Origin of the sequence: Aeromonas sp. 603079 (assembly GCF_049172135.1) — a bacterium.
Taxonomy (GTDB): domain Bacteria; phylum Pseudomonadota; class Gammaproteobacteria; order Enterobacterales; family Aeromonadaceae; genus Aeromonas; species Aeromonas veronii.
On the sequence record NZ_JAAKPX010000021.1, the window covers coordinates 43,385 to 56,736 of the forward strand.

The following is a 13,352-nucleotide window of genomic DNA, read 5'->3' on the forward strand; positions in this document are numbered from 1 at the left end:
AGCCTTCGCGCTGGCACATTTGTATCAAAACGTGCGTACAAAACCCCTATAAGAACATGGTTCAACAATGAGAATGCTCACACCCTTGCTGCTGAGTCTGCTGGTGCTGGTCACCGGCTGCCAGAAGCAACCCGAGGCCTCCAAAACCGGACTCATCTATTGTGCTGAGGGATCCCCCCTCTCCTTCAATCCCCATGTTTCCAACTCCGGGGTGACACTGGATGCCAGTGCCCGTCCGCTCTACGACCGCCTGCTGGAGGTGAACCCCAACACCCTGGCGTTGGAGCCGGCGCTCGCCACCAACTGGCATGTCAGCGAGGATGGCCTCACCTATACCCTGACCCTGCGCAAGGGGGTGACGTTTCACCATACTCCCTGGTTCAAGCCCACCCGCACCTTCAATGCCGATGACGTGGTCTTCACCTATGCCCGCCAGCTTGACGAGCAGCACCCCTATCACAATGTGTCCGGCGGCGATTACCCCTACTTCTACAGCCTAGGGCAAGATCTGCTGATCAAACGGGTGAGCAAGAAGGGGCCGCAGACGGTGGTATTCGAGCTGAACCAGCCGAACGCCTCCTTCCTCGCCACCCTGGCTAGCGACTATGCGGTGATCCTCTCCGCCGAATACGCCGAGCAGATGTTGCAGGCGGGCACGCCAGCCCTGCTGGATAGCCGCCCCATCGGCACCGGGCCGTTCAGCTTCAAGGAGTATCGCCACAACGAGTTCATCCGCTATCTGCGCCACCCCGGCTACTGGGGCGGCGATGCCAAGATTGAACAGCTGGTCTACGACATCACCCCCAAATCCGCCAAACGGCTGGCCAAGCTGCTGACCGGCGAGTGCGACGTTATGAGCACCCCTTCCGCTAGCCAGCTCTCGGTGATCAAGCAAAATCCGGCGCTGAGTCTCTCGCTCCAGTCGGGGATGAACGTCGCCTTTTTGGCCCTCAATACCCGCAAGCCGCCGTTCAACAACGTCAAGGTGCGTCAGGCCATTGCCAGCGCCATCAATATCGACAACCTGCTTCAGGCGGTCTATTTCGATACCGGCCTGCCCGCCAACAGCCTGTTGCCGACCCTCTCATGGGGTTACAACCCCAGCCTGCCCGAGCGCAAACCCGACCTGAAACGGGCGCGCCAGCTGCTCAAGGAGGCGGGTCTGGAGAAAGGGTTCGAGATGCAGGTGCTGGTGCAACCGGACGCCCGCCCCTACAACCCGGATGCGGTCAAGACCGCCCAGCTGATCCGCAGCGATCTGGCCAAGGTCGGGATCAAGCTCAAGATCGTGCAACGGGAGTGGCCGGTGATCGAAGGCCGCCTCACCAAGGGGCAGTACGACAGTCTGCTCTCCGGCTGGATTGCCGACAACGCCGATCCGGACAACTTCTTCCGCCAGCTGCTGAGCTGCTCGGCAGTGGAGCGCGGCAACAACTACAGCCGCTGGTGTAGCCCGGCCTTCGATCAGTTGCTGGATGATGCGGTCACCACACCCCAGCTCTCGTTTCGGCTGCGCAACTACTACTATGCCCAGACCCTGCTCAACGAACAGCTGCCGCTGATCCCGCTGGCACACGCCTTGCGTACCCAGGTCAGCCGCAGCGACATCGAGGGGCTGACGCTGATGCCCTTTGGCGGCACCTCCTTCAACCAGGCTCACAGGGAGTAAGCATGCTTCTATACACCTTGCGCCGCATCAACCTGCTGCTTATCACTCTGCTGGCGCTGACCTTTGTCGCCTATCTGCTGGACTATCGGCTGATCGGCAATCAGCTCAGCTTCTGGAGCGGCTATCCCGATTTCCTGCGTCGCATTTTCGCAGGTGACCTGGGGCTCTCCAGCGTCTCTGGGCTACCGGTGCTGGACGAGATCCGCCACTACTTCCCGGCGACCCTGATCCTCTGTCTGGCGGCGTTCGCCATCTCGCTGCTGGTGGGCATTCCTCTCGGCACCCTGGCGGCCCTGTCACAGGGAAAGACACTGGATCTCTCCATCATGACTGCCGGTCTTATCGGCTATGCGGTGCCGGTGTTCTGGCTGGCACTGCTGGTAGTGATGCTCTTTTCGCTGGATCTCGGCTGGTTGCCGGCGTCGGGCCAGATCAGCCTGCTCTACGACGTGCCCCCCATTACCGGCATCGCGGTGATCGATGTGCTGCTCAGCAACGAGCCCTGGCGGCAAGCGGCGCTGCACGATGCCCTGCGCCACCTCATTCTCCCGTCACTGGTGCTGGCGGTGGTGCCCACCACCGAGGTGATCCGCCATGTGCGCAGTTCCCTCATCGACGTGATGAAGCAGAACTACATCAAGGCGGCGGCGAGCCGGGGCCTTTCCAAGGCGCAGATCGTCTGGCGCCATGGTCTGAAGAACGCCCTGCCGCCGGTACTGCCGCTGCTGGGTCTGCAACTGGGTAGCGTGCTCACCTCCGCCATGATCACCGAGGTGGTGTTCGAGTGGCACGGGATCGGCCGCTGGCTCATCAGCAGCATCGCCCTGCAGGATTACGCCGCCATTCGCGGCGCGACTCTGGTGGTGGCCAGTTTCGTGATCCTGACCAGCGTCAGCACCGAGTTGCTGACCACCCTTATCTATCCGGCACGGCGCAAAGAGTTGTATGCCAAACAAGATTGAACGCGCTCATGGCGTGACCAGGAGCCAGGTATCCTATGCAAGATAAATCGAACATCTATCCCGAGCTCAAGATCCTCTCGCCCCTTGAGCAGACGTGGGCCTCCTACAGCCGCAATCCGCTCGCCATGGCGGGGCTCTGGTGCTTTTTGCTGTTGCTGCTCATCACGCTGGTGGGGCCGCTGGTCGTCCCCTACGGCATCGATGAACAGCACACCGACAAGCTGCTGCTCGCCCCCTCGTGGGCGGCGACCGGCAACATCGACTACTTCCTCGGCACCGATGATTTGGGGCGCGACATGCTCTCCCGGCTGGTGGTGGGAGCACGTCTCACCTTCGGCTGTGCCCTTGTCGTGGTGGTGATCGCCATGGTGGTGGGCTCCGCCATCGGCATACTCGGCGGCATGAGCAAGGGGCTGAAATCGAGCGTGCTGCACCACCTGCTCGATACCCTGCTCTCCATCCCCTCCCTGCTGATGGCCATCATCATGGTTGCCATTCTGGGGCCGGGCCTTGGCAATACCCTGATCGCCATTACCCTGGCATTGATCCCCCCCTTTATCCGGGCCACTTACAACGCGGTGCATGCCGAGATGCAGAAGGAGTACATCATTGCCAGTCGGCTCGATGGCTCGCCCCCCTTCAGGATCATGCGGCTGGCTATTTTGCCCAATATCGTCGAGACCCTGGTGGCCCAGACCACCCGCACCTTGTCTGCGGCCATTCTCGATATCTCGGCAGTCGGTTTTCTCGGCCTCGGCGCACAATCCCCTCAACCGGAGTGGGGCACCATGCTGGCCGATTCGAGTGACCTCATCTATCTCGCACCCTGGACCGTCACTTTGCCGGGCATGGCTATCCTGTTCAGCGTGCTGGCCACCAACCTGGTTGGTGAAGGCATCCGCGAAGCACTCAAAGAGGGGAATGACTGATGCCGCTGCTCGATATTCGCAATCTCACCATCGAGATCGACACACCGCAAGGCAAGGTCAAGGCGGTGGACAAGGTGAGCCTGACCCTGACCGAGGGGGAGATCCGCGGTCTGGTGGGTGAATCCGGCTCAGGTAAAAGTCTGATCGCCAAGGTGATCGTCGGCATCGAGAAGGACAACTGGACGGTACGTGCCGACCGGATGCGCTTCAACGACATGGATCTGCTGACCATGGCCCCCAAGGAGCGCCGTCGCATCATGGGTCGCGAGATCGCCATGATCTTCCAGGACCCCATCAGCTGTCTCGACCCCTCCGAGGAGATCGGCACCCAGCTGGAAGAGGCGATCCCGACCGATTCGTTCGAGGGACAATTCTGGCAGCGCTTCCAGTGGCGCAAGAAGAAGGCCATCGCCCTGCTGCACCGGGTAGGCGTCAAGGATCACCGCAAGGTGATGCGCGCCTATCCCCATGAGCTGTCGGATGGCATGTGCCAGAAAGTGATGATCGCCATGGCCATTGCCAACCAGCCGCGTCTGCTGGTAGCCGACGAGCCCACCAGCGCCATGGAGTCCACCACCCACTCCCAGATCCTGCGACTGCTGGACAAGATGAACAAGCTGGGCAATACCACCATCCTGATCATCAGTAACGATATCGCCGCCATCGCCAACCTGACCGATACCATCAACGTGATGTATTGCGGCCAGATGGTGGAGGTGGGCACCCGGGAGCAGATCCTCGAAACCCCGCATCACCCCTATACCGATGCCCTGCTCAAATCGATCCCCGACTTTGACAAGCTGGTGCGCCACAAGTCGCGCCTCGAGACCCTGCCCGGCGTCATACCGCCGCTGCAACACCTGCCCATCGGCTGCCGTCTGGGGCCGCGCTGCCCCTACGCTCAGAAGCAGTGCGTGCAGACTCCGTTGATGAACAAGATCAAGGGCCATCAGTTCAGCTGTCACTTCCCGCTGAACATGGAGGAGCCGAAAAAGTGATGATCGTTAACGCCCCCATGAAGGAGCCCCGCTTGTGATCGAGCCATCCCTGTTGCAGGTCAGAGGCCTTAGCAAAACCTATCAAAACCGCACCGGTCTGTTCCGTCGTCAGGCGGTGGAGGCGATCAAGCCCCTCTCGTTTGATCTGGAGGTAGGCCAGACCTTGGCCATTCTGGGAGAAGCAGGCTCCGGCAAGAGCACCCTGGCCCGTATACTGGCTGGCATGATCGAGCCCACCAGCGGTGACATCGCCATCGACGGTCAACTGATGGTGCACGGCGATTATCAAATCCGCTGCAAGCTGCTGCGGATGATCTTTCAGGACCCCAACACCTCGCTAAACCGCAAGATCCGGGTCGGCCAGATCCTGGAAACCCCGCTGCGACTCAACACCGAGATGAGTGAGGAGGAGCGTCACGAGAAGGTGATCCAGACCCTGCGCATGGTGGGGATGCTGCCGGACCACGCCCTCTTCTACCCGCAGATGCTCTCTGCCGGTCAGCAGCAGCGTGTGGCGCTGGCGCGGGCATTGATCCTCAACCCCAAAATCGTGGTGGCCGATGAAGCGCTCTCCACCCTGGATATCTCGGTACGCTCCCAGATCATCAACCTGCTGCTGGAGATGCAGGAGACCATGGGGCTGAGCTATGTGCTGGTAGCCAACGATCTGGGCATCGTCAGCCATATCAGCGACGAGGTGCTGGTGATGCACGAAGGTCGGGTGGTGGAGCGCGGCAAGACCCTCAAGGTGTTTGCCGATCCCCAGCACGAGGTGACCCGCCGTCTCATCCAGAACTACAACAACGAATACCGCAAGTAGAGAGGCGCTGGCCGCCTCCCTTGCCGCTGTGTTTCGCCGAGCTCACTCGGCGGGATCAAAAAAGCCCACTGCATGCAGTGGGCTTTCTGTTACCGGCGTTGCTGCTTAGGCTTGCAGCAGCAGACGGTTGATGCGGGAGACGAAGCTCGCCGGATCGTTCAGCCCGCCCTGCTCGGCCAGCTGGGCCTGTTCGTGCAGCAGGGTGACCCACTCTCCGAACAGTGCCTCGTCTTCAATAGTGTCGAGTTTCTTCACCAGCGCGTGATCAGGGTTGAGCTCCAGAATGTACTTCTGCTCCGGTACCGGCTGGCCGGCCGCACGCATCAACTTGATCATCTGGGTGCTCATGCCATAAGCGTCAGTGACGATGCAGGAGGGGGAGTCGGTCAGACGGTGAGTGACACGCACCTCTTTCACCGCATCGCCCAGGCTCTTCTTGACCCGCTCCACCAGACCGGCGTTGGCCTTCTCGGCATCGATCTGCGCCTGCTTGGAGGCTTCGTCTTCCAGATCGCCGAGATCCAGTTCACCACGGGTGACGGAGATAAGCTGCTTGCCGTCGAACTCGGTCAGGTGGCTCATCAGCCACTCGTCCACGCGCTCCCACATCAGCAGCACTTCGACACCCTTCTTGCGGAAGATCTCGAGGTGCGGGCTGTTCTTGGCAGCGGCATAGGAGTCGGCGGTGATGTAGTAAATCTTCTGCTGACCTTCCTTCATGCGACCAACGTAATCCTCGAGAGAGACGGTCTGGGCTTCGCCCTCGCCAGCGGTGCTGGCAAAGCGCAAGAGCTTGGCGATCTCTTCACGGTTGGCGTAATCCTCGGCCGGGCCCTCTTTGAGCACGTTACCGAACTCTTTCCAGAACTTGGCGTACTTCTCGGCATCGTCTTTCGCCAGCTTGGAGAGCATGGTCAACACGCGCTTTGAGCAAGCCTTGCGCAGGGAGGCGGTCACCTTGTTGTCCTGCAGGATTTCACGGCTGACGTTGAGCGGCAGATCGTTGGAGTCCAGCACCCCTTTGACGAAGCGCAGGTAGGTCGGCATAAACTGCTCGGCATCGTCCATGATGAAGACGCGCTGCACATAGAGCTTCAGACCGTGCTTCTGCTCGCGGTTGTAGAGGTCGAACGGTGCGCGGGCCGGTACGTAGAGCAGGCTGGTGTACTCTTGCGCCCCTTCCACCCGGTTGTGACCCCACAGCAGCGGATCTTCAAAGTCGTGGGCGACGTGCTTGTAGAACTCCTGATACTCCTCGTCCTTGATATCTTTCGGGTTACGAGTCCACAGTGCAGTCGCGCGGTTGACCTGCTCCCACTCGCCCGGGGTGCCGACGATGGTCTCACCATCCTCTTCGCGATCCGGGGTACCCTCTTTGAACATCTCGACCGGTACACTGATGTGATCGGAATATTTGCCCACCACGGAGCGCAGACGCCAGTCATCGAGGAACTCGTCCTCTTCGGCGCGCAGGTGCAGGATGACGTCGGTACCGCGACCCTCTTTGGTCACATCAGCGACGGTGAAGGAGCCTTCCCCTTCCGACTCCCACTGCACACCCTGCTCCGGAGCAGTACCGGCGGCGCGGGACACCACGGTCACCTTGTCGGCCACGATAAAGGCAGAGTAGAAACCGACCCCGAACTGACCGATCAGCTGGGAATCCTTGCCCTGATCGCCGGAGAGGTTCTTGAAGAATTCGGCGGTGCCGGACTTGGCGATGGTACCCAGATGCTCAATCACCTGATCACGGGTCATACCGATCCCGTTATCGGAGATGGTCAGGGTACGCTTCTCTTTGTCCACCACCAGGCGCACACGCAACTGGCCGTCGTTTTCGAACAAAGAGGCATCGGAAAGCGCCTTGAAGCGCAGCTTGTCCGCCGCATCGGATGCGTTGGAGATCAGCTCGCGCAGGAATACTTCTTTGTTGGAGTAGAGGCTGTGAGCCATCAGGCTCAGCAGTTGTTTGACTTCAGTTTGAAAGCCGTGGGTTTCGGCATGAACACTTTGGGTCATGGACCAATCCTCAGAAACATCGGGTTGAACATACGCCCAACCTAGATGGGGACAGCGATCCAAATATCAAGGGGGCGAATGTGCAATCCTGCTCATTCGCCCCCTGTTGGCGTGTAACCGCCGATTTTATGTTCAGTTTTTCGCGACTTGTCACCACCCGCCCCTTACTTGAGGCGCTGGCGTCCCATCAGGGAGTGGGAGAGCGTGGTGCCATCCACCAGCTCCAGCTCACCCCCTACCGGCACGCCATGGGCGATGCGACTCACCTCCACCCCGGCCGCACGGGCCATATCGGCGATATACCAGGCGGTGGCATCCCCCTCGATGGTGGGATTGGTGGCGAGGATCAGTTCGCTGATCGCCTCATCCTTCAGGCGGCGCTCCAGAATATCGAGCCCCAGCTCCTCCGGGCCTATACCGTCCAGCGGCGACAGATGGCCCATCAGCACGAAGTAGCGACCGGAAAACTGGCCGGTCTGCTCGATGGCGGCCACGTCCGCCGGACTCTCCACCACGCAGAGCAGACCGTTCTCTTCCCGCTTGGGATTGGCGCAAATATCGCAGCGATCGTTCTCGGTAAAGGTGCGGCAGTGGCTGCAGTGGCCAATCTCGGTCAGGGCGCGAGAGAGCAGCTGGGCCAACCGCAAGCCGCCGCTGCGCTCACGCTCGAGCAGGGTAAAGGCCATCCGCTGGGCAGACTTGGGCCCCACCCCCGGCAATACCTGCAGGGCTTTCATCATCTCATCGAGCAGGGGACTGAACTTCATAACACTCCTTACACAGGCCTGGCCCTCGCCACCACCTGGGCCACGACGGGTCAGCAAAACAGGATAACGCCATTGGCGCAGGACTATACCCGAGCCGGCCCATGACTGCCATTTGCTTTGCTGGCCAGCGCAAAAACGCGGCGCTTATACTTGGTCAAAGACAAACGGGTGGTGTCATAAAAGATCGCCCCCCTCATCAGGACAAGGAGGTTAAATGGAGACACAACATATAAAGCCTCTGGTCCGCCGAAACGGGCTGACCCTGATCTGGGCCGGGGGGCTCATCACCAGCCTGATGCTATTACTGCTCTGGTTGCTTGTGGAAGGCCCGGTGCTCCCGGCCTATATATTGCTACTGAGTGGCATGATGATGACCTTGATAGGCTGGTTCAAGCTCAATGAACCCCCGATCAGCCTCTCCCTATGCCAGCACTCCCTCCACTATCACCACAAATATGGCGGCTGGGCACTGAAGTGGCACAACATCCAGCGTATCGATCAACCCAGAATCCATGTTGGTTGGGATCTCCAGCCCCTGCCCTATATCGGTTTCAAGATAAAACAGTATGACGAGTTTCTGACACTGATCACTCCCAGACTGGCCGTGCATCTGTTGACAGAGCAGCGCCCTGTGTTGCTGCATGCCCTGCATAATGAGCAGCTCCATGGGCAGCCAGTGCATACCAATGACCCCTTACAAGTCATCGACTGGCTGGAAGAGAGTCACTTTTGCTCCCCGCAAGGGCTGCACTACGATGGAGCATTGGCCATGCTGGCTCAACGGATGATTCGCATGCGCCACTTGCTCGGTTATGACCTGTTGATCCCGGTAGGCAGCCTGGATCGGGAACCGGATGATTTCCTCAAACTGCTGCGCCAATACAGGCAGGAGGCGATCGTCTCTCCACTACCTTCATCAGAGCCACACGCTCAATAACCCCCCTGCCAAGTGGTTGTCGCTACGTCCCAGGCACTAAACGGTGAGCTATCCAACGCGGTTGTAACACCCATTAGACGATTGCAGAGAGTGCTGATGAGAACTACCGATTCCCATAACACTAAATACTCATACCCTGAAGTAACCACCCTTCACCATGTGGTGCGGTGTTTATTTGAACAGTTAACTGCCATGGGTCATTGCAGTTAAAGAGGCTCATTTTTCGACATTGGATGCCAAAATGCTCAAGCGCTCTTGGCAACACGTTTTTATTTGTAATGGCTAACCAAAATCTAATTACCATACAAGTAACCCGAATTGCCGACGCACCTCCTACAGCGAATCATCACTTTTATTTAAGCCTTATTTTTTATACACTTAAATACATGTCGGGAGATTATTGGATGGCTTTTCCCTCAGATAACGAAGGATGTCGAGCCGAGTAAAACCAATCAGGAAGCAGAACACGTGTCCTCGAGAAGCAAACAAACCGTCAAGCTTGATAATGTCGCGGCCCTGGCCAAGGTGTCCCCCTCGACAGTCTCACTTTATGTACGTCATCCAGACAAGGTAAAAGCCAATACCGGCCATAAAATTCAGCGTGCCATTGATGAATTGGGTTATGTGCACAACAAAATTGCCAGTCAGTTTACTGCCGGGCGAAGTTCGGCAATGGCAATTATCGTTCCTTCCATTTCCAATATTACCTTTAGTACCTTTGTCCAGCAGATTGAACATATCGTGAGTGATGCAGGTTTTCAGCTCTATATCGCATCTCATGATCACTCAATGGAAAAAGAGGAGCAGCAGATCCGCTCCATTTTACAATGGTCTCCTGCCGCCATAACCCTCACTGGCGCGAAGCACAGTGATACTACGATTCGTATGCTGGAGCACAGTGCGGTGCCTGTGGTTCAAGCATGGCAAATCGGTGAAGCCAGTCCGTTTGTCGCGCAGGTCGGTATAGATCATTTTCAGGTGGGTTACGATGCCGCATCTTACCTGATACGCTCCGGCTGCCATAAAATTGCCTATTTCACGACCCGTTTTAACGATGACGTGCGTGCGCAGAGCCGCTACAGCGGCTTTTGCCAGGCACTTGAGACGGCGGGTATGGATCCCTTGTTGGTCGAAATCCCTTACAGCGACAATATTTACCCCGCCGCACGCGAACTACTCATCAAGACACTGCTCAAAGAGCGCAAACTCGACGGCATTTTTGCATCAAACGATACCATTGGTACTGCATTGCTGATGGAGGCGATTGCACGCAATATCCCGGTACCAGAGCAACTATCTATCATCGGGTTTGGCGATTTTCCAGGCAGCGGCTATCTGGCCCCCGTGACCTTGTCCAGTATCAATATCAATATTCACTCTGTTGCCAGCCAAGCTGCATCTATGATGTTGCGGATGGCTCGCGATCCCGATTATAAAGGCGAGATCATTGATGCAGGATTTGACTTGATCCCCAGACAGAGTACCCGGTTTGTTTTGTGACCAAGCCAATATAGTCACACCATGAACCATCACAAAACCATGGCCTTGATAAATAGCCCATAAAGATAAATGCCCCCCATGTATCTACCAGAACACTATCCATTGCGTCAGATATTTTTAAGCAGGGCACCAGTCACTGCCAGCGCTACAAGGTTTTGGTTAAGTAATATCGCTGATGAAACACCGGGCACTTTTCCAACGTCATCACGACGGAATAACCCCTCGCTTGGTAAAAAGGCTTTGCTTGAAAACTAAAAGTATCGAGCTGTGAAAAACGGCAGCCGCGCTCTAGGGCCGCCTGCTCCATTGCTGCCAATAACCGGCCTCCTACACCGCGCCCCCGCAGACTGCGGGCCACCCACAGATACTCGATATAGAGCCAGTTGCCGTAGGTATGGCCGCTGCATCCTCCGGCACGACGTTGCTGCTCATCCTGATAGAAGATGGCAAGTGGGCGACGTATCTGTTCACCGACAAACTCACGATTGGTTTTGATCAGGTTGTCTCGTAAAAAATCTATGTCGTCCTGGCTGGGGTTTTGCACAACGTCAAGAGTGTCAATCATGCTGCTCTGCTCCTCTGTTGAAACATAATGGCCGTGAACATTGTCACGGCCATGGGTTATCCGGGTCGCATCCTCTATAGCGAACGCCGGTGCGATTTACGCCAGATCCTTTAGCTCGGCAAACAGCGAAGCCCAGGGACTTTTGGCACGATAGAACACCGGGGGCTGGCCAATCGGTGCAGGCAGAGTGACCCGCTGGCCCCCTGTAAAGCGCTGGCCGCTCCAGACATGCGTCCACTGCTCACCTGCAGGCAGGTAAGTTGTCCACTCACGCACATCCCCTTGGTGAACCGGTGCCACCAGCAACTCTGACCCATAGAGGTATTGATCCTGTATGACGTAGACCTCGGGATCATGTTCAAAATGCAGCATCATGGCACGTTGAACCGGATACCCTTTCTCAGCCGCTTCATCCACCAGGCTACGTAAGTAAGGAGTCAGGTGGCAATAAACTCGGGTCATCCGGGCAAAATGCGCCAACGTGCTGCCATCCTGGTCAAACTGGAAGTTCTCATCAGGGCGGTTACCTTCGTGGGTACGCATGACTGGGGTAAAGGCAGCCATTTCAACCCAGCGGTCAAACAGCTCCTTGGTTCGACGGTTGCCAAACAGTGAGGTGTAGCCACCGATATCCGAGTGGTGATACGCGTTCCCCAACATACCGGAGGAGAGCGCCCCCGAGATCACCGTGACCAGACCGTCGTGACGGCTGAAATCGACACATTGATCGCCTGCCCACAGTAGCGGGCAGTATTGCTGCACCCCAGTGTAACCGGCTCGCATAAAGAAAAGGGCATCACCGGTTTGGCCGTTCATCGCGATCGCTTCTGCGTTGCACTGGGCCCACAGAGTCGGCCAGGCATTGTGCATCAGCTTGGCATCGACACCGTTGTGCAGGTAGATGTTATCGGTCGGCAGGTACTCGCCAAAGTCAGCCATCCACCCCTTGATCCCCATGTCCAGCATGTTTTTACGCAGCACGGTATCACGGAACCAGGCCATGGCGTCTGGATTGGTAAAGTCGATACAGCCGCAATAGAATTCGCCAAAGTCGACCAGCGCAACTTGACCATCCTTGTCCAGCGCCATATAGCCGAGCTCTTTGGCGATCGGAAACAGCTTGCCATCTTCACACAGGTAGGGGTTGACGTAGGCCATGAACTCGATGCCCTGGTCATTGAGCTCCTTGATCCTGGCGGGCAGATTGGGGTAGCGATCCTGATGGTGCTGCCAATCCCAGTCCCAGAACAGGCGCTTGCCAAACGAGGTGACCCGCAAGCCGCACCAGTCTTCACTCCACAAACCCGAAACCTTGATACCATGGTCAAGGGCGTTTTCCAGACGACTGAAGGTATTGACCTCTCCCCCCTTCAGACCAAGGATCGCCCCCTTGTAAACCCACTCAGGCAACCTGGGCTGGCGGCCAAACCGGGCGGACAGTTTTTCGATAATGCCCAGATAGCTCTCTGCGGTGCGCAACTCGATGGCCTGCGGGATCGCCCACACTTGCAGCTCATGAAACCCTTCGTGACGAAAATCGAAATCGGCATAAGCGGTGGTGTCGATATGGCAGCTGTATTTACGAGAGGAGACAAACGTGGGTTGCGGATAGTTGGTGTGGTAGTAATCCCCACCGGCTTTGCCCATCACATCGGCTTTCCATTTGATCTCGCTGTGGGGATGGCGACCAACACCGGGCTCTGAGGTCCACAACGGAAAGTGACGGCCACGCAAATCAAAATAGGACATCTGCTCGCCACAACCCCAGACATGCTCTTTACGTTCGGCCGGCAATCTGACCCAAAAGCGGTTATATGCCTCGTCCAGTATGGTCGGATAAAGCATCACATCATCGCCATCACACACCACAGCCACCTGTAGCAAAGCCGGGGTCAAGGCATTCGGGGCAAAAACGAACAGGTTGTTGTCAACCTGTTCGATATGAGTCAATGCGACGCGAGACTCGATGTAGTCTTCGATGTCAAAGTTGCCGCGATAAATTTCCATTTTTTCCCGGCCCTTGCCTATATAAAACGCTGGGGCATCCGCTTGATGAGAAAATAACAACTGCTGCTGGTGCTGAATCGTTAACGCCTGTGACGAAAATTCGAGTTGCATTGCATAAGCTCCTGTTTAGTCGGGCCATCCCCGCTTGCTCGCAAACACAATAATAGCGCTACGATTTC

The 13,352-nt window shown here is 57.4% G+C and carries 11 protein-coding genes; 7 read left to right on the forward strand and 4 right to left on the reverse strand.

Annotation, left to right across the window (positions count from 1 at the left end; genetic code table 11):
- Positions 1-73 precede the first annotated feature (73 nt).
- The 5 genes from sapA to G5287_RS15850 are packed head-to-tail and all read left to right on the forward strand — an operon-like array spanning position 74 to position 5,378.
- A complete protein-coding gene (gene sapA / locus G5287_RS15830) occupies positions 74-1,669 on the forward strand; it encodes an ABC transporter substrate-binding protein SapA (protein ID WP_421231553.1) in 1,596 nt (531 codons plus the stop codon).
- Between the two features lie 2 nt (positions 1,670-1,671).
- Positions 1,672-2,631 carry an ABC transporter permease gene (locus G5287_RS15835; protein ID WP_021231386.1) on the forward strand — a complete coding sequence of 320 codons (960 nt, stop codon included), beginning with the start codon at positions 1,672-1,674 and terminating at the stop codon, positions 2,629-2,631.
- A 35-nt stretch (positions 2,632-2,666) separates the two neighbouring features.
- The gene (locus G5287_RS15840) at positions 2,667-3,560 is read left to right on the forward strand and encodes an ABC transporter permease subunit (RefSeq protein ID WP_216953434.1); all 894 of its coding nucleotides are present in this window, start codon (positions 2,667-2,669) and stop codon (positions 3,558-3,560) included.
- On the forward strand, positions 3,560-4,558 hold the full coding sequence (locus tag G5287_RS15845) for an oligopeptide/dipeptide ABC transporter ATP-binding protein (RefSeq protein WP_005333679.1): 999 nt from the start codon (positions 3,560-3,562) through the stop codon (positions 4,556-4,558). Before G5287_RS15840 ends, G5287_RS15845 begins: the two co-directional genes overlap by 1 nt.
- A gap of 34 nt (positions 4,559-4,592) precedes the next feature.
- The gene (locus G5287_RS15850) at positions 4,593-5,378 is read left to right on the forward strand and encodes an ATP-binding cassette domain-containing protein (protein WP_337072912.1); all 786 of its coding nucleotides are present in this window, start codon (positions 4,593-4,595) and stop codon (positions 5,376-5,378) included.
- A gap of 105 nt (positions 5,379-5,483) precedes the next feature.
- Here the strand turns inward: G5287_RS15850 and htpG are convergent, their stop codons facing one another.
- Positions 5,484-7,397, reverse strand: a complete 1,914-nt coding sequence (gene htpG, locus G5287_RS15855; RefSeq protein WP_064337750.1) for a molecular chaperone HtpG — start codon at positions 7,395-7,397, stop codon at positions 5,484-5,486.
- A 164-nt stretch (positions 7,398-7,561) separates the two neighbouring features.
- The gene (recR, locus tag G5287_RS15860) at positions 7,562-8,164 is read right to left on the reverse strand and encodes a recombination mediator RecR (protein WP_005346280.1); all 603 of its coding nucleotides are present in this window, start codon (positions 8,162-8,164) and stop codon (positions 7,562-7,564) included.
- Between the two features lie 214 nt (positions 8,165-8,378).
- On the opposite strand from recR, the gene G5287_RS15865 reads away from it, so the two are divergent.
- The gene (locus tag G5287_RS15865; RefSeq protein ID WP_421231535.1) at positions 8,379-9,101 is read left to right on the forward strand and encodes a DUF2982 domain-containing protein; all 723 of its coding nucleotides are present in this window, start codon (positions 8,379-8,381) and stop codon (positions 9,099-9,101) included.
- Positions 9,102-9,569: 468 nt separating this feature from the next.
- Positions 9,570-10,601, forward strand: coding sequence for a LacI family DNA-binding transcriptional regulator (locus tag G5287_RS15870; RefSeq protein WP_227342649.1), 1,032 nt, complete (start codon positions 9,570-9,572; stop codon positions 10,599-10,601).
- Positions 10,602-10,746: 145 nt separating this feature from the next.
- Here the strand turns inward: G5287_RS15870 and G5287_RS15875 are convergent, their stop codons facing one another.
- Positions 10,747-11,166 (reverse strand): GNAT family N-acetyltransferase, encoded by a 420-nt coding sequence (locus tag G5287_RS15875; protein ID WP_227342647.1) that lies wholly within the window; start codon positions 11,164-11,166, stop codon positions 10,747-10,749.
- A gap of 96 nt (positions 11,167-11,262) precedes the next feature.
- Positions 11,263-13,284 (reverse strand): alpha-glucosidase, encoded by a 2,022-nt coding sequence (locus G5287_RS15880; protein WP_266134805.1) that lies wholly within the window; start codon positions 13,282-13,284, stop codon positions 11,263-11,265.
- Positions 13,285-13,352: the final 68 nt, after the last annotated feature.

Coding starts and splice junctions, on each gene's coding strand:
- sapA (WP_421231553.1), top strand. CDS start 74: ATGCTCACACCCTTGCTGCTGAGTCTGCTGGTGCTGGTCACCGGCTGC.
- G5287_RS15875 (WP_227342647.1), bottom strand. CDS start 11,166: ATGATTGACACTCTTGACGTTGTGCAAAACCCCAGCCAGGACGACATA.
- G5287_RS15840 (WP_216953434.1), top strand. CDS start 2,667: ATGCAAGATAAATCGAACATCTATCCCGAGCTCAAGATCCTCTCGCCC.
- G5287_RS15865 (WP_421231535.1), top strand. CDS start 8,379: ATGGAGACACAACATATAAAGCCTCTGGTCCGCCGAAACGGGCTGACC.
- recR (WP_005346280.1), bottom strand. CDS start 8,164: ATGAAGTTCAGTCCCCTGCTCGATGAGATGATGAAAGCCCTGCAGGTA.
- G5287_RS15880 (WP_266134805.1), bottom strand. CDS start 13,284: ATGCAACTCGAATTTTCGTCACAGGCGTTAACGATTCAGCACCAGCAG.
- htpG (WP_064337750.1), bottom strand. CDS start 7,397: ATGACCCAAAGTGTTCATGCCGAAACCCACGGCTTTCAAACTGAAGTC.
- G5287_RS15845 (WP_005333679.1), top strand. CDS start 3,560: ATGCCGCTGCTCGATATTCGCAATCTCACCATCGAGATCGACACACCG.
- G5287_RS15835 (WP_021231386.1), top strand. CDS start 1,672: ATGCTTCTATACACCTTGCGCCGCATCAACCTGCTGCTTATCACTCTG.